Origin of the sequence: Novipirellula aureliae (assembly GCF_007860185.1) — a bacterium.
Taxonomy (GTDB): domain Bacteria; phylum Planctomycetota; class Planctomycetia; order Pirellulales; family Pirellulaceae; genus Novipirellula_A; species Novipirellula_A aureliae.
On the sequence record NZ_SJPY01000005.1, the window covers coordinates 598,501 to 614,793 of the forward strand.

At 53.3% G+C, this 16,293-nt stretch carries 12 protein-coding genes; 6 read left to right on the forward strand and 6 right to left on the reverse strand.

Translation table 11 applies throughout. The annotated features are described in order from the left end of the window. Positions 1–302 precede the first annotated feature (302 nt). From rho to Q31b_RS17535, 3 genes are all read left to right on the forward strand, one after another. Positions 303–1,649, forward strand: a complete 1,347-nt coding sequence (rho, locus tag Q31b_RS17525; protein ID WP_146600929.1) for a transcription termination factor Rho — start codon at positions 303–305, stop codon at positions 1,647–1,649. Continuing rightward, positions 1,630–2,658 (forward strand): RluA family pseudouridine synthase, encoded by a 1,029-nt coding sequence (locus Q31b_RS17530; RefSeq protein ID WP_146600930.1) that lies wholly within the window; start codon positions 1,630–1,632, stop codon positions 2,656–2,658. The genes rho and Q31b_RS17530 overlap by 20 nt, the downstream gene beginning before the upstream one ends. Positions 2,659–3,190: 532 nt before the next feature. Then, positions 3,191–4,594 (forward strand): DUF4912 domain-containing protein, encoded by a 1,404-nt coding sequence (locus tag Q31b_RS17535; RefSeq protein ID WP_146600931.1) that lies wholly within the window; start codon positions 3,191–3,193, stop codon positions 4,592–4,594. Positions 4,595–4,885: 291 nt separating this feature from the next. Here Q31b_RS17535 and tkt read toward each other — a convergent pair whose 3' ends face one another. Together tkt and Q31b_RS17545 are read right to left on the reverse strand one after the other, a co-directional pair. Continuing rightward, a complete protein-coding gene (tkt, locus tag Q31b_RS17540) occupies positions 4,886–6,943 on the reverse strand; it encodes a transketolase (RefSeq protein ID WP_146600932.1) in 2,058 nt (685 codons plus the stop codon). Positions 6,944–7,052: 109 nt separating this feature from the next. Next, positions 7,053–8,063: a type I phosphomannose isomerase catalytic subunit gene (locus tag Q31b_RS17545; RefSeq protein ID WP_146601002.1), complete on the reverse strand. Its 1,011-nt coding sequence runs from the start codon at positions 8,061–8,063 to the stop codon at positions 7,053–7,055. 121 nt (positions 8,064–8,184) lie between these two features. Between Q31b_RS17545 and tatC the strand changes: the two genes are divergently transcribed. Further along, entirely contained in the window at positions 8,185–9,216 is a 1,032-nt protein-coding gene (tatC, locus tag Q31b_RS17550; protein WP_146601003.1) for a twin-arginine translocase subunit TatC, read from the forward strand. 269 nt (positions 9,217–9,485) lie between these two features. Here the strand turns inward: tatC and Q31b_RS17555 are convergent, their stop codons facing one another. The 3 genes from Q31b_RS17555 to Q31b_RS17565 all read right to left on the reverse strand — a co-directional run bounded on the left by Q31b_RS17555 (position 9,486) and on the right by Q31b_RS17565 (position 12,214). Beyond that, positions 9,486–10,298 (reverse strand): sugar phosphate isomerase/epimerase family protein, encoded by an 813-nt coding sequence (locus tag Q31b_RS17555; protein WP_231617651.1) that lies wholly within the window; start codon positions 10,296–10,298, stop codon positions 9,486–9,488. 79 nt (positions 10,299–10,377) lie between these two features. After that, the gene (locus Q31b_RS17560; RefSeq protein WP_146600934.1) at positions 10,378–11,490 is read right to left on the reverse strand and encodes a glycosyltransferase; all 1,113 of its coding nucleotides are present in this window, start codon (positions 11,488–11,490) and stop codon (positions 10,378–10,380) included. Positions 11,491–11,512: 22 nt separating this feature from the next. Continuing rightward, positions 11,513–12,214: an RsmE family RNA methyltransferase gene (locus Q31b_RS17565; protein WP_146600935.1), complete on the reverse strand. Its 702-nt coding sequence runs from the start codon at positions 12,212–12,214 to the stop codon at positions 11,513–11,515. Positions 12,215–12,491: 277 nt separating this feature from the next. On the opposite strand from Q31b_RS17565, the gene Q31b_RS17570 reads away from it, so the two are divergent. Further along, the gene (locus Q31b_RS17570) at positions 12,492–13,226 is read left to right on the forward strand and encodes a hypothetical protein (protein ID WP_146600936.1); all 735 of its coding nucleotides are present in this window, start codon (positions 12,492–12,494) and stop codon (positions 13,224–13,226) included. Positions 13,227–13,594: 368 nt separating this feature from the next. On the opposite strand, the gene Q31b_RS17575 is transcribed toward Q31b_RS17570, so the two are convergent. Next, positions 13,595–14,635 (reverse strand): aldose epimerase family protein, encoded by a 1,041-nt coding sequence (locus tag Q31b_RS17575; RefSeq protein ID WP_146600937.1) that lies wholly within the window; start codon positions 14,633–14,635, stop codon positions 13,595–13,597. Between the two features lie 74 nt (positions 14,636–14,709). On the opposite strand from Q31b_RS17575, the gene Q31b_RS17580 reads away from it, so the two are divergent. Continuing rightward, positions 14,710–16,098: an endonuclease/exonuclease/phosphatase family protein gene (locus Q31b_RS17580; RefSeq protein WP_197171726.1), complete on the forward strand. Its 1,389-nt coding sequence runs from the start codon at positions 14,710–14,712 to the stop codon at positions 16,096–16,098. The last annotated feature ends 195 nt before the right edge of the window (positions 16,099–16,293 follow it).

The following is a 16,293-nucleotide window of genomic DNA, read 5'->3' on the forward strand; positions in this document are numbered from 1 at the left end:
GAACGAGAGTCTCCACCACGAGAATCTCAAGCACCGAATTTTTTGGAGAATCGTTTTTCCTTGCCAGAGGGCATGGTGATAACGATATCGATCCGAGACGGTTTTTTTCGTGAACCGTTTGCTACCAAAGCTTTTAAACGTTGACTTGCTGGAGAGCACGCTACCGCCGTTGCTTCTCAAAAGCTCCCCATCCCTATTTGTTTTTGCGGTAATTCTTCGATTTCACGCTCGTCGAGAGCCTTGTTGCAACGAAACGCCTAAGTGGCAATGCAGACAATTCCGACAGCGCATCTGGATCAAACATGGCTAAAAAACAGCGCAGCAGTAACAGTAGTAGTAATCGTGGCCGAAGCGGCCCGGGCAACAACAATGGCCCGCAAAGCAATAATGGTGGCAACAACGGTAGTGGCGGTGGGAAAAACCGCAGTCGCCGACGACGCCGCCCAAGTGGCGGTGGAAGTCAAAATGGGCAACCCAATGCGAATGGCGAACCCGCCGATTTCGCTAGCGATGCTCCACTTGAAGAAAACGTCGGAATCTTAGAACTGCATCCCAACGGTTACGGTTTCATACGAAGCCCCGAGAACAATTATTCTCGTGAACGAAGCGACGCCTTCGTCCCCGGCACGATGATCGAAAAGTTCGGCTTACGGCAAGGCGTCATGCTGACGGCGATGGTTCAGCAAGCCCGTCGCCAACAAGGACCACGGGTCCGCGAAATCTTGGATGTCGATGGACTGACCCCCGAAAAATACATCGACGTCAAAGAATTTGACTCGCTGACTGCAATCAACCCCGAGCAGTGGCTGAAACTCGAATGTGGCCGTGAACCACTCACGAACCGCGTCATCGACCTGTTGGCACCACTCGGCCGCGGGCAACGCGCTCTGATCGTTGCCCCCCCACGAAGCGGCAAAACAGTGATGCTACAAAACATTGCCCAGGGGATTTATCAAAATCACCCCGATGTGAAACTAATCGTTCTGTTGGTGGATGAACGGCCCGAAGAAGTCACCGACATGCGACGCAGTGTCCATGGTGGCGAAGTCATCGCCAGTAGCTTGGATATGGACGTGGAAAGCCACGTCAGACTTAGCCAATTGGTCATCGACCGGGCTCGGCGTTTAGCAGAAATGGGCCAAGATGTGTTCTTGCTGCTCGACTCGATCACGCGACTTGCCCGAGCATTCAACAAATGGGTTGGACGCGGCGGACGTGGCGGGGCAACAATGACCGGCGGATTGGATATCAAAGCGATGGACATCCCCAAGAAACTGTTCGCCACCGCACGAGCGTTTGACGAAGGTGGTTCGCTTACCATCGCGGGAACCGCTTTGGTCGATACCAACAGCCGCATGGACGAAGCAATCTTCCAAGAATTCAAGGGAACCGGCAACATGGAGCTGGTTCTTGATCGACGACTAGCCGATCGCCGTGTTTGGCCGTCGATTGACATCAGCCAAAGTGGGACGCGACGCGAAGAACTGTTGCTCGACGAAGAAACCCTCGAAGCCGTCACCATGCTGAGGCGGACACTCAGCAGCATGCATCCCTGTGATGCCATGGAGCAATTGACGAAGCAGCTAAGCCGGTTCGAGTCAAACGAAGAGTTCATCAAACTGATCAGCGGTGCGAAAACCAGTTTGTAGTTTCAGCTTCGATCCGCTGCCCGGCAGCATTCCATACGAAAGTCGGCGTAGCATTCGCGTCAAAGCGAAATTCGCAGGCCTGACGTTCATCGATTTTCTATGCCGCTATCACCCTCCAATCGCTCGACAAACGTGGCTCGATTGGATCGATGCAGGCGATATCCGAATCGATTCGTTCCCCGTCCGAGCCACTCGGGTCGTGCGCGAAGGTGACTGCTTCGTGCATGTCATGCATGATGTTACCGAGCCCGAGGTGAATGGTAACGTATCGGTCATTCATCAAGACAAGTCAATGCTCGTCATCGATAAACCTGCACCGCTGCCGATGCATGCGAGTGGCCGGTTTAGCCGAAACACCTTGCTCTATCTGCTTCAGCAACACTATTCCCAAGAGCGGCTTCGGATCGCCCACCGACTCGACGCCAACACGACGGGTGTCGTCGTCGTGTGCCGCTCTGGCGAAGCCGCCGCTTTCGTCCAGCCCCAATTTGAACGCCGCGAAGTCGAAAAACTTTACCTGGTTCGTGCGACCGGTTCGATTGCTTGGAACCATTATCGCTGCGATTTAGCGATCAGTTCATCGCCTGCCGTTGGCGGTCGCCGTCGCGGTGCCGGTGGGCGGACGGCAATCGACGCCTCTGCCGACGCTGGATCACTCCCAGGCCAAGTGCTTGGATTGCCTGCCCGCACCGATTTTGAAGTCGTGAAGCGCTTGCCCGACAACACGACGTTACTTCTTGCCCGACCGCTGACCGGGCGGACGAACCAGATCCGTGTCCACCTCTGGTCACTTGGGTTTCCCGTTTTCGGTGACCCACTCTACCTCACGGAAAACAAACTCGGAGAGCAGCAAACACTCACACCCGATGCCCAACCGCTTTGCCTACATGCCCATCGCTTAACATTTTGCGACCCCACATCCAAAACCAGAAAGACATTCGAAAGCGAACCGCCTCCATGGTGGATCGATGGCGTGAGGAGTCACCTTTCACTTGGAACGTCGATTTAAGGAGTGACACGTTTCATCGTACGCTTTCATCGTTTGACGGCTTCGCCACCATGTCACGCAGCTTCTCGAGTGGTTAGCGTTCAGCGAATGGCTCTGCAAAACATTTATCTCCAGACCGACGACGCTTCCCGCTCGGAGAGCGGAGCACACAATCACCCCGATAGATAATCACCGCGTTATAATCACCGCGTTATAGTCACCGCGTTATAGTCACCGCGAAATAATACCCAACCCAGCGATCGCGGGCGGAGAAATGTGAACATGTGAACCCCTTCTATCCCCCGTTTTGGTTGGCTCTGCCGAGAAAAAAAGCTGAGCAAACTACGTTGCATAAGCCTGTTTTGCGGGACAAAGGGATGACGCGTATCGATTTTGGCACTGAATCTGAACCTTTTGTCACACAGCACCTGGAACAAGGGGGAATCCCTGACCATAATGCAACGGTGATGGCTGGCCCCGTCCTGAACACCAAGTTGAGCAGACGAACGGGGCAAGACTTGCTAGCATTGTAAACAACCTGGAGATTTCGAAGGTGATCAAAACCGCAGACCTAAAGGCTCAGACGAGGCGTGAACTCGCCGAACTGGCAAAGAATTACGGTGTTGAAGGCTGGCATGGCATGCGGAAGGACGATTTGGTTACTGCCATTTCAAAGGTCCAGCGGCAAATGCGGCGAAAATCGACTCCATCCAAATCGGCGACCGCTGCGAAATCTCCTGCGTCCAAGGCGAAGGCCACGTCGGCGTCAAAAGGCCGTTCGAAGGCTGGAAAAAACTCAAAAGCGGCGTCTTCGAAGACCGAAGTGGCCTATAAATCCACGGCTAAATCCACGGCTAAATCCACTGCGGCGACGTCAAAAAGGCCCCAATCGACCGCAAAAGAGCGGAGCCTTGCAAAGCCGACCCCGAGTAAATCGGCACAAATTGCGGCGGCCCGAGCTCGAAAAGCAGCGATCAACGCGAAACGAAATGAAGAATTTATAGCCTCCAAAGAAGAGAAAGAACGGATATCGGCAAAAACGGCACGGATCCGCGCTCAAATGCGAAGTCGCCATGAAACGATGCAGCGGCACCGCGATCTATCAACCGGTACGCTGATAGCCGGGGCCGCTGTCGCCAACGGAACCATTCGCTCAAAGTCGGATGAATCTCATCACGACCGAGTCGTGCTGCTTGTCCGCGATTCCTATTGGCTCCAAGCCACCTGGGAAATCACACGGGCAAGCGTTCAACGTGCAGAATCCTCGCTAGCCGAAAGATGGCATTCCGCGAAACCAACCCTGCGGTTGATGTTGGTCGGTGATGTGACGAACAATCAAGCGGAAGTCGTCGCTCGCGACATTCCGATTCATGGGGGTGTCAACAACTGGTACATCGATGTGGATGAACCGATGTCGCGGTTCCGAGTTCTGATCGGTTACCTAAGCGAAACAGGCGATTTTTATACGCTATGCCGAAGCAATGTCGTCGAAACCCCGCAACCCGGCCAATGCGACCGACTCGACGAGCACTGGAGTGATATTGCCGAAGATTACGAGCGGATTTACTCCCTAAGTGGTGGTTACGATTCGGATGAGGGTGACTTGAAAGAAGTTTTCGAGGACCGTTTACAGCGTTCAATGCCGTCACGTGGAGACCAAGGCCAAATGGTGGCCGACCCTAGCCTGCTGCGGCAAACCAAGCTGCCTTTCAAAGTTGATGCGGAGCTAATCGTTTTTGGCAAAACGACCCCCGGGGCAACCGTTAGCATTGCCGAACGGCCTGTCAAACTACAAAGCGACGGATCGTTTACGCTCCGATTGGAACTGCCCGACAAACGCCAAGTGTTGCCGATCACAGCGGAAAGCCGCGATGGGATGCGGCAACGGACCACGGTGATCGCGATTGAACGTAATACCAAAGTGATGGAAACCGTCGAGATCGATGACCGCTTTTAGGCGTCTCACGAACCGGTCTTGATCAATCGTAGCGTGGAACCAGCCCGAAGAGGCTTCGATCGGAAAGAAACCGTATAGATCGCAGTTCCAACCGTAGCGAAAGTCGCCAAGACTTTCGGCTTTCGGACGTCTTCTTGGCCGCTGCCGAAACCCTTGGCGTCTTTCGAAACAAAAACTCGCAGGTCTCTCTGGCCTCAAAAAGAAATGCAGCTACTTCCGAAGACCGGCCGCTGACCGGCGAAGCTGCGATGGCATATGACGGCGAACCGATACGCAAAGAAGGTCGCGAACCTAACCCTTTGCGGCCTTGGCGATACCTTCGGCGTCGATTTGGAAATGCTTGTAGACTTCGTCGTAGGGTGCACTGACTCCGAAACCACTCATACCGACGAACTTCCCTGCACTGCCGATCCAGCGATCCCAGCACATTCGGATTCCCGCTTCCACAGCGACGCGGTTTGTCACCGCTGGAGGCAACACCTCGTCGATATACGACTGTTCTTGCTGAGCGAATAGTTCCATGCAGGGCATACTGACAACTCGTACTTTCTTGCCTTCCGCCGTCAATGTCTCGGATGCTTCAACACACAGCGACAACTCACTACCGCTGGCCATCAAGATAACGTCGGGCGTTCCATCACAATCGCTCAGGATGTAAGCACCACGGCTGCAACCGCTGGCGGCTGCAAATTTCGTGCGATCGAGCGTTGGCATGTTTTGGCGTGACAGGGTGAACGCAGACGGATGGTCGCTGATTTGCATCGCAGTCCGATAGCACTCGGCCACCTCGTTGGCGTCACCAGGCCGAAAAACATACAAACCGGGGATCGCGCGACAAGCAGCCAAGTGCTCAACCGGTTGGTGGGTTGGCCCGTCTTCGCCAACACCAATCGAGTCATGAGTCAAAATGTACCAAACCGGTTGGTGCATGATACTGCTCAATCGCATGCCGCCTCGCATGTAATCGGTAAAGACGAAGAAGGTTGACCCGTAACTTCGCAATCCGGAGAGCGACAAACCATTGACAATTCCGGCCATCGCATGTTCTCGAATACCAAAGTGCAAATTGCGTCCAGCGTATTGGCGAGGCAAAAACTGTCCGGCACCTTCGAACGTCAAATTGGTTTTTGTACTCGGAGCCAAGTCGGCTGATCCACCGATCATGAAAGGCACGTTTTTAGCGATCGCATTGAGGACTTTGCCGCCGCTATTGCGGGTCGCGTCCCCCTTTTCGCTGGCTTCGAATGTGGGGATATCCTTATCCCATCCGTCGGGCAGTTTACCGTCGAACATTGTTTGTAGTTCGGCTGCTTTCTGAGGATGGGCTTTTTGGTATTTGGCCCAAACGTCGTCCCACGCCTTGGACGCTGCTTGACCACGGCGGCCAACATTTTCAGCAAAGTTTTCGACCACGCCTTCGGGAACATAAAATTTCTCGTCGGGTGGAAAATTGTAGTTCTTTTTGGCCAGTGCGATTTCGTCCCAACCCAATGGTGCCCCGTGGGCTCCATGCGTATTTTGCTTGTTTGGGGCTCCCCAACCAATGATGCTGCGACAAATGATTAGGGTCGGTTTGTCATGGCATGCCTTGAACTTTTCGATTGCGGCAGCCAATGCATCCCGGTCGTTCGCATCGTCCACGTGCAGAACGTTCCAACCCAATCCTTTGAATCGAGTGCCGACGTCTTCGCTGAACGCCAAGTCCGTGTCACCCTCGATCGTGATGTGGTTGTCGTCGTAAAGCCAGCACAGATTGTCGAGTTGCAAATGGCCAGCGACCGAAGCGGCTTCACAAGCAACGCCTTCCATCAAATCGCCATCGCTACAAATGGCGTAAACATTGTAGTTGAACAAGACTTCGTCGTCGGTATTGTAGTTCGCCTTCAGCCATTTTTCGGCCATGGCCATACCGACCGAATTACTGACACCCGCGCCGAGCGGCCCGGTCGTCGTTTCAATCCCTGCTGCTTCCGAATACTCGGGATGGCCGGCACAGACCGATCCGAGTTGACGAAAATTCTCGATATCTTCTCGTTTGATCGATAGCTCATCGAGAACCTTGCCCGACTTGTCGACCGCTTTGACACCTGCCAAATGCAACGTACTGTAAAGCAGCATCGACGCGTGGCCACATGACAAAATGAAACGATCGCGGTTAGGCCAATGCGGTTTGGCCGGATCGTAATTCATCGTCTTGTTGAAGACTTGATAAGCGATCGGAGCCAGCGCCATGGGAGTGCCTGGGTGGCCGCTGTTAGCGGTTTGAACCGCATCCATACTGAGGGCTCGAATGGTGTCGACGGCTTGCGTTTCAATGTCGTTGGCGGTCGTGCTTGCTTTGGAATTCATTAGCGGGCTCGTTTGCGGTCGCAGTAGGGTTTCAGGCTTTATTTATTATTTTTTATTGCCAGAAATCCTAGCCGGAAATTGGCGTCACGTGAAGGGCAGTAAACCTGCCTCACGACATTTCCAATACGATGCTGTCGCTGCCCACCTGAAGCTCGACCTCGTCATGGGCTGCGGGCAAGAGCAGCGACGTGCCAGTGGTCATTTCGATCGACTGCCGTTTGGTGTTCAACGACGCGGTCCCTTGAGGAACGGTCAAAATGTGAAATTGATCGTCATCTCCGACCAAAACGTTTGCATTTTGCACCGCTCGCAAACGAAATTTGTCACATTCAACGAGCGTTTGCCAATCGGCAAGAGACGGGTCAAAATGGATGGGTTTAACGGGTCCACCTGCGAAATCGATAACATCAAAGCTTTCTTCGATATGCAAGGGGCGCGAATTTCCATCGGCATCCGTTCGATCCCAATCAAAAAGCCTAAACGTCGTATTGCTCGCTTGTTGGATCTCAGCAATCAACACCCCCGCACCGATGGCGTGGACGGTTCCGGCAGGAATAAACACGCAATCACCTGGCGTAGGGTGGAATTGATGCAACACCTGCTCGGTTTGTCCCGCATGGATCGCTTGTCGCAATTCGCTAGCGGTCACGCCCTCTTTTAGGCCCGCATAGATGACCGAATCGGGCTTGGCGTCGACGACAAACCACGCTTCGGTCTTGCCGCGATCAGGCACCGACATTTTTAAGCCATAATCGTCCGAAGGGTGTACTTGGACCGACAGAACGCGATTACAATCGAGATACTTCAGCAAGAGCGGAAATCGATTGCTTTGTATCCCGTCACTTTCGAGTACATTGTCATTCGCTAAGGCATTGCTTGGCGACGCATCCTTTCCTCCCACAAGCCAACGACGGTGATGGGTCAGCAGCTCATGTAGCGATTTTCCCGCTAAAGGCCCTGATTCAACGACACTTTGGTCTTGCCCATGGTCGACGATTTCCCAACTCTCGGCATAATTGGTATCGTCACCGATCGATTTCCCGAGTCGCTCACCGAGTAGTCGGCCTCCCCAGATCGTTTGTTTGAGGAGTGGTTTGAATACGAGTGGGTACGGCGGGATCATTTGTTTATCCTATGGTACGAAGCCAGCGATTTTTCTTCTAAGTCTGCCCTCAACAAAAAATACAATAAACGTGGACCGACCGGCACTCCCCAAAGACGACCTTTTCGATAATTCGACGATGACCTTCGGGGAACACCTCGAAGAATTGCGCAGTAGTCTCGTCAAGGCAATTCTCTGGTTAGCCATTGGTATGGCGGTCGGATTATTGTTCGCAAATCGCGTGGTTCGCTATATCCAACACCCGCTGCAAGAGGCGATCCAGAAATTCAACGCCGAACGGGACCTGACCAGTCTAGGCTACACCGATTTGGATGCACCCGAAATCCAACCGCTTCGTCAATTTTTGATGAACAGCGCCCTGATTTGGGAATTGGTCTACGAAATTCCTGACGAACTTCAAACGCTGGATCCAGATGCATTAATTCCTGCCACACCCGACGACGAGGACGCAAACGCAGACTCCCCGGTGATTGTGGTCCAGCCCCATCAGATGAAAGATCTGATTAGCCGCCTGCCCGACCCGTCTGATTTGAAACCTAAGATTCAACTGCGGCAAAACAAAGCTAGCGCCAGCACGCTAAAAGTGGAAGAGTCGTTTATGATTTGGGTGAAAGCGGGATTGATCGTGGGAGCGGTGTTGGCGTCTCCGATGATCCTGTACCACCTTTGGAGCTTTGTGGCGGCGGGACTTCACAGCCATGAAAGACGCTACTTTTACATGTATTTACCGATTAGCGTCCTGCTCTTTTCAAGCGGCGTTATTCTGGCGTTCTTTCTAGTCCTCAACTACGTCCTTTCCTTCCTACTGAAGTTTAACGGCAGTATGGATGTCGCCGTCGAACCGCGACTTACGTATTACGTCAATTTCGTTCTCATGCTACCGCTCGGTTTTGGAATCGCTTTCCAACTGCCGCTGGTGATGCTATTTCTACAACGGATCGGCCTGTTCGAAACCGAGGCATATATTGGTAGTTGGCGAGTCGCAACCGTAGTGATTTTCGTCGTCTCGATGATTGCGACACCGGCAGATGTTACCAGCATGGTCGCACTCGCCGTTCCGTTGATGTTTTTATACTTCCTGGGAATCTTGATGTGCAAGTTCATCCCGCGCGGACGCGGCCTGGGGAACGATGCATACGACCCGGTCTAAAGCGTGTTAGCGGCTTGAATCGCAACAAGGCTCCTGCCTCGTTACGGGATGCCTGAAGATCGCTGCCTCGTTATGGTGGCAGCTGCTGAAAGGGTATCGACGAACCTCGTGATTTGGCACAGCTTGATTTTAGGCTTGGCAGGAGAGTGGCTGGGGTATCTTGCCCCCATAAGGGCGTGAGTTTTTTTGCAGAGCTTGTCAAGAGTTCGGCGGCGGTCGAGCAGACGTCCCAATGCCGACAGTCTTGGCGACGTTCGCTACGAACAGGCCTACGGTTGATTCACTCGGTCGGTGATCCGATCCATGAACAACTTGGCATGGTCAAGGATGGATTCGTAGGACAACGACTCGACGTCTTCGCCAATCAGCTCAATTTCGTAGGGGCCGTCGTACTCTTGTTCACGAAGCGTATCAAGTATCGTTCGAATCGGGACACAACCATCGCCGAGTAAACAACGGTTCATTTCTCCCAGCGGCGAATGACGTGCATCCCCTAATTGAACCAAATGCAAGTGCGGAACGACATCGGGAAGCCAGCGCACGACTTCTTCATCCATGCCGACATGGTAGGTATCGAGTACCAAGCCGAGCGAAGGACTGTCGACGGTTTCAATAATATCAAGTGTCGATTGCAGATCGTTAACGAACGACCATTCGTCGCCACATCCAGGGTGAATCGGTTCGAGAGACAAACGGACGCCAAACTCTTCGGCCACCTCGACGATCTCGCGAAGGGCGTCGCAGAGCGTGCGGCGAGCATGGTTTCGAATATGGTTGTTCTGGCCACCCGCCAGTACCACTAACGTTCCTGCTTGCAAATTGGCGGCGTCACGAACGGCGTTGATCGCATCGGCCACGGCGTCTGAAAACCCCCGTCCGTCGCTGCCGGTGAATCCGCCTACCCATGATAAAGAAGTAACCGCTAACGCCGTTTCGGCCAGCAGTTCGATCGTCCGATCCAGCCCAAAATCCTCTAGTTTGGGACGATAGATTCCTATGCCGGTGAAGCCGCGGGACGCATACGCGTGGGCATCTTCGGCAAAGCTCCATCGCAGTGTCGACAATTGGTTAATCGCAAGCATATTAATCCGTGAGTTCTACGTTGTCGCCTTCCGTGTTCGCGTTTCAGCAGTATGCAAAGCTTAACGGATTTTGTAAAGATCATCCTGAACGTTCAAGCAAAGATCGATACAAAGACCGATAACGGTCGACCATCGTTAGAATCGAAAAGTCGTTTCGAACACGCGTCTGATTTTGAAGGCCAATTTCGTCGCTCAATTGGGGATTGGTCAAGAACCGCTCGGCTGCGAAGGCCATCGCTTCGGAATCATGGGGTGCAAAAAGTTGCATTTCCGCTTGATGAGAAAGCAACTCGCCACTTCCTTCGACTCGGCTGCTAACGACGGGACGACCGGCTGCCATCATTTCGAGAACAACATTGGGCATTCCTTCAAAATGACTTGGTAAAATTAGCACACGGGCGGCTTTCATGAGCGGGGCAATATCACGCTGGTACGGCAACCGTTTCACTCGCCGTCCGCCTTGCAGGTCAATCCATCGATCGATTTTCTTTGCAAGTGGACCATCGCCGACAAGCAGCACTCGACGCTTGCTTCCCGCCGGTGCTAGTCGATCAATCTGCTGCTGAATCAACTCCAGTCCCTTTTGAGGATGCATGCGTCCGACGAACAGACTCACAATGCTATCGTCGGGCCAACCGATCGACGACCAGGGAAAAGACAGAGCCGTTGAAAAGCGAGTGGTGTTTACGGCATTCGGAATCACGATGGTTTGTTCAGCACCCGAAGCCAAATACTTCATTGCAAACTGCTTCACTTCGTCACTGACGCAAACCACTTTCCGCATCTGCTTGACGCAGCGCCGCTCCATCCGATAGCGGATCGGATTGACTTCGGCCACTCGAAGCCCACCGACTCTTGTAGCAATGCCCGCCTCTTTCGCTGCCAGTGTTCCGAGCACATTCGCGTGAAACAAAAAGGTTTGCACGATGGTCGGCGCGAACAGACGAAGTGCATCGCGAAGTTGCTTGCGAGCCTTCGCGAATTGCCAAACCGAACCAGCCCCCAAGTACTCTGGTGCAATCCCATGTTCGGCCATCCGGTCGACTAAAACGCCATGCTGATCTTCCGGTCGCGGGCCGATCGAAAAGACGCGCACATCATCATCCGATTGAGTCATCCCAATCGCCAATTCGGTCAAGCACCGTTCGGCCCCGCCAGGATTCAGTTCGGTAATGACAAACGCGATTCGCAAATGACTTGATTCCTGATAACCCCTACACAATCAAACGGGCAGCAACGACCACAGCAGCGGTTTCGACACGAAAAACAAGTTTCCCGAGTGAGACAGTATGGAATCCATTTTCGACCGCCAACTCGACTTCGGCTTCGGCCCAGCCACCTTCAGGCCCAATCGCCACCAACACCGACGTAGCATCCGATTGTCGCTCAAGCGGTTCGGCTTGACCAGTATGGGCAAGCAAACGCCGACATGATTCCGTTGCCTCCGACTCGAGTAGCGTTTCCATTTTGGTAACGGGATCGATGACCATCAATTCATTGCGGCCGCATTGTTTGCACGATTCAATCATGATGCGAGACAACTTATCGAGTAACGCCGGTGAAGGTGGCCGCTGAGTGTGCCGCGTTACAATCGGTATAACTTTGCGGACTCCTATTTCCGTCAAACGTTCGATCAATTCTTTACAGCGTTCGGGTTTGGGCAGTGAGATAGCTAGATCGAGTGAAGTGGCTGGCTCTCGAATGACTCGCTTAGGCACAAAAGCCTCACACCAACATTCATTTCGTGACACCGCTGAGATTGTCGCCTCCGCCTCGTGGCCACGACCGTCAAACAGCGTGATCGACTCGCCCACCTTGACTCGCATGACTCGCGTCGCGTGCTGCGACTCCGAATCGTCAAGCTTGATTTCGCCACCCAACGGCGGCAGATTAGGACAGTAATAACGACGAGTCATCTTGGAATATCAAAACAATGAAGAATGAAGTGTGACCATTGGGTTCACCCCTTTAGAAAACAGCAAACCGAGGACGATGATACTTTCTAGGCACGACACAACAAGTGCAAAGCGATTTTTGGGTAGCGTAAAATCGTCAAGAGCTTCGAATCGGATCTCGCTTCACCGAAATACTTGACGACTTCCTCGACGCATCTTCCCGCTAACGAATGAAATGTCGAGCACTCGTGCCGCTGGGCATCTTGAATCCTGTACGCAAAAGAAGTAGCAAGTACCGTTGAATGAGGCAGAACGATATTGGAAGCTTTCCGCGGATCCGTTTTCGCCCGATGTTGAAAACTGGTTCTTTGTGGGGTCTCCGCAACGGGCCGCTCTCGCGCAGTTTGGTTTACGGGTCCCCAAGAAACCACCTGTGATTTCGCTAGTCGCGTCGCCAGCGAATGGGACGACGACGCTGCTGAAACATCTTTCTCTGTTTCGTGGAGTGGGCAATACAGCCACCCAATTTGCATTCCTAGGCAAACGCGAAGTAGCGATCCTCCATGATCGGGTGATTCAGCAAGAAGGCGTTCTCTCGAACCTCAAGTCGCTTGCCAATCGTGGCGTTCACTCGATATGGATGAGTGACTGCTACCATGCATGCCTACTGCGGCTAATGCAGAAACTAAAGAATGTTTCTGCATTGACCTTTCTTATTGCGATGAGTCCCGACGATTTTCTCCGCAGCGAAATGCATCTGGGGACGCTTCCTCCAAAAATCGAGCTTCAACCGATGCCGCTCGATGACACTCGCCAATTCATCTTGCAATCAATGCGCCGCGTCGATGGCGATGCAAGTATCTTTGCAGAATCAGCGATCGAACGGCTGCATCGGGTTACAGGGGGACGCATCGGAGAGATCGCATGCCTTGCGAATCGCGCCCTGACGCTAGCAGCCCAAGAGCACTCGCTTAAAATCACGGCTCACACCATCGAGTATTTGACTCGGTTTTACAAACGTCGATCTGCATAATAACCAGTACACTTGTTCCCAGTCTCTCGCCTGGGAATGCAACCATTGGGGACTTCTAACTTCCCTGTACGGCTCGAGAAAGCAAGGGCCTCTTACCGGCCCGCTGTTAGGCTAAACCATTTAACGGGCGGTATTGATCGCATCGACTTGGGGGACGGTTCCGCTTCATGGCGATTTTCTTGGGAAGCGACCCCTTGAACACGATCATCGCGACCGCGACCAATAGGATCATGGCGATCATGAACCAAGCAAAAATGGTTGCTGCGTCAACCGTGGGTTTTTAACCTTTGCATCCGCTTGTGGGTTCAGGGAAGAGTCCGGCAACGAGCGGACTTCATGAGGAACGGTTTCCTTCATGCGGAACCCATTCACCTCTCGACCGAAAAGCGATGGATTGTCGTTTCTTTGTACACTTCGCCCGGCTTCAGTAGCGTACTTGGAAAGCTGTCAACGTTGGGAGTATTTGGATATCGCTGCGTTTCGAGACAAAATGCTTCGTGTCCACCAACACCATTGGATCGCCCGTCGCCAGGCAGAAAGTTTGCTGTATAGAGCTGCATGCCGGGTTGAGTGGTTTCAATTTCGAGGACTCGGCCCGATTGTGGATCGACAACCCGAGCCGCTTGGCGAAGTTGTCCCGCTTCGCCCCGAACGACATAGCAATCATCATAACCGCTATTGGCACTGACTTGGTCGATGCGGGCACCGAGTGCCGTCGGTGTCGCAAAATCCCATGCCGTGCCTTCAATATCCGTGAGTTCCCCCGTCGGAATACAGTCTTTGTCGGTCTTCAAAATTTGGTCCGCGCAAATCTCTGCGACATGATGAAGCGCCGTACCGCTCAAAGCTCCCGCCAGATTCCAATAAGAATGATTGGTTAAGTTTATGTGTGTTGCCGCGTCCGTCGTTGCGGAATAAACAATCGCTAATTCGTTCTGATCGTTCCAGTTGTAATCCGCTGTAACCGAAACGTTGCCGGGATAGCCTTCTTCGCCATCAGGACTAGTGATGGTGAAGCGGACTCCAACCGTTCCGTTCTCCTGATACGGTTCGGAATCCCAACGCTGGTACGTCAAGCCTTTGTTGCCACCATGCAGGTGATGATCGCCATGATTCTGAGTCAATGAGTATTTCTTGCCTCCGATCTCGAACGAGGCGTTGCCGATCCGATTGCAAAACCGTCCAACCGTCGCCCCCAAATAGGGGTGCTCATCGAGGTAGGGTTGCAGATTAGTAAACGAGACATTCACATTGTCTCGGTTGCCTTTCGCATCGGGGACAATCACGTCAAGAAGCGTCGCTCCCCAATTCATCAAATACACCTCGTTGCCGTGAGAATTAACGAGGCAAAAACGAGAGATTTCGAGTCCGGCGTCTGTCGCCCCAAAAATGTCGGTGTTGATTTTCATCAGAGTTGGCTCTTTCGTTACAATGGGCGCCGAACGTAAATTCCCTTTTCAAGAACAACTTCAGCGGGATAAAGATGAGAAAAGAGCATCATACCTCGAGACGACTTTGCCGGAAATCAGGCGTCAAGATCACTGCCGCTGGGATCACTGCCACTGGGATCGTTGCTGCAGCGACCGTTGCTGCTAGGATCGCTACTGCTAGGATCGCTACTGCTGGGATCACTGCTGCTAGGATCACTGCTGCTAGGATCACTGCCGCTAGGATCACTGCCGCTGGGATCGTTGCTGCAGCGATCGTTGCTGCAGCGATCGCTACTGCTCCGGAAGCAACGCAAGCCGAGGACCTGCGAGTGGTTCAAGAACAGGCGACCGAAACGTTCGACCAGCCGAGGGTTCGCTTCGCCACGTTCAACGTTTCGCTCTACGGCAAGCGGGCGGGCGAAGTCGAGGAGCGACTCAAAACGGGGAACGACCGACAGGCAAACCAATTGGCAAAGATCATCCAATCCGTTCGGCCTGATGTGTTGCTGATTAACGAAATCGACTATGACGAAGACGGCAAACTGCTAGATCGGTTTGCCGATCAATACTTGGCGGTTGCAAATCAAAACTTGGAACCGATTGAATATCGTTATCGCTACAGCGTACCGACCAACACGGGATTGTCGTCGGATCACGATATCGATGGTGATGCAAAAATCAATCTACCCAATGATGCGTGGGGTTTTGGCTTGTACGAGGGGCAGTACGCAATGGCGGTGCTCAGTCGTTACGAGATCGACAGAGACTCCATCCGGTCGTTCCAAAAGTTTCGCTGGTCCGAAATGCCAGCGGCGATGAAACCGGTCGATCCGAAAACAGGCGAAAACCACTACAGCGACCGCGTCTGGAACTTACTTCGCCTGTCGAGCAAGAATCATGTCGACGTGCCAATCCGCATCGGCGACCACACGATTCATTTGCTGGCATCGCATCCGACGCCACCCGTCTTTGACGGCGCCGAAGATCGAAATGGATGCCGCAACCACGACGAGATCCGTTTCTGGTCCGATTACGTTGACAAAACCACGCCAGACTACCACGTCGATGACGTTGGCAAACAAGGGGGGCTGTCAAGCGATCAATCGTTCGTGATCGCTGGGGACCTCAACTCGGACCCTCAGCAAGGTGACAGTCGTCAAAGTGGGATCACTCGCCTGCTTGGACTTTCAACGCTGACCGATCCGGAACCGAAGCAGGGGATGTTCGACCGTGACGGACGGTTCGCTGAAACGCAGCCGCCCGCTTCGACGACGGCTGCGTTTGGAAAGAATGGTGGCATGCGAGTCGACTATGTTTTGCCAAGTCGATCGCTGCGGGTGGTCGATAGCGGAGTGTTTTGGCCCGCGTCGACCAGCGGAGCAGCAAGTTGGCTCTCCGCGTCAGACCATCGCTTGGTCTGGATCGATGTATTGATGCCGTAGAGCAGAAAAACGTGAATCGAAAAAAAAACGACCCGGTCAGGGAAATCCCCGACCGGGTCGTTTCGGTCACGTCTGATAAGGTTATCAGTGTGCTACCTTGTAAGCCTATTTCAGCGAACGTAGCTTGCACTGGCCTGAATGACGCGACGCTTGGTTGTCAAGCTTGCACTTGGGTCAACCACTGGTGCGGGTGGC

Excerpts from the sequence above, each read along its gene's own strand:
- tatC (WP_146601003.1), top strand. The coding sequence starts at position 8,185 with ATGACCTTCGGGGAACACCTCGAAGAATTGCGCAGTAGTCTCGTCAAG.
- Q31b_RS17565 (WP_146600935.1), bottom strand. The coding sequence starts at position 12,214 with ATGACTCGTCGTTATTACTGTCCTAATCTGCCGCCGTTGGGTGGCGAA.
- Q31b_RS17575 (WP_146600937.1), bottom strand. The coding sequence starts at position 14,635 with ATGAAAATCAACACCGACATTTTTGGGGCGACAGACGCCGGACTCGAA.
- tkt (WP_146600932.1), bottom strand. The coding sequence starts at position 6,943 with ATGAATTCCAAAGCAAGCACGACCGCCAACGACATTGAAACGCAAGCC.
- rho (WP_146600929.1), top strand. The coding sequence starts at position 303 with ATGGCTAAAAAACAGCGCAGCAGTAACAGTAGTAGTAATCGTGGCCGA.
- Q31b_RS17555 (WP_231617651.1), bottom strand. The coding sequence starts at position 10,298 with ATGCTTGCGATTAACCAATTGTCGACACTGCGATGGAGCTTTGCCGAA.
- Q31b_RS17580 (WP_197171726.1), top strand. The coding sequence starts at position 14,710 with ATGAGAAAAGAGCATCATACCTCGAGACGACTTTGCCGGAAATCAGGC.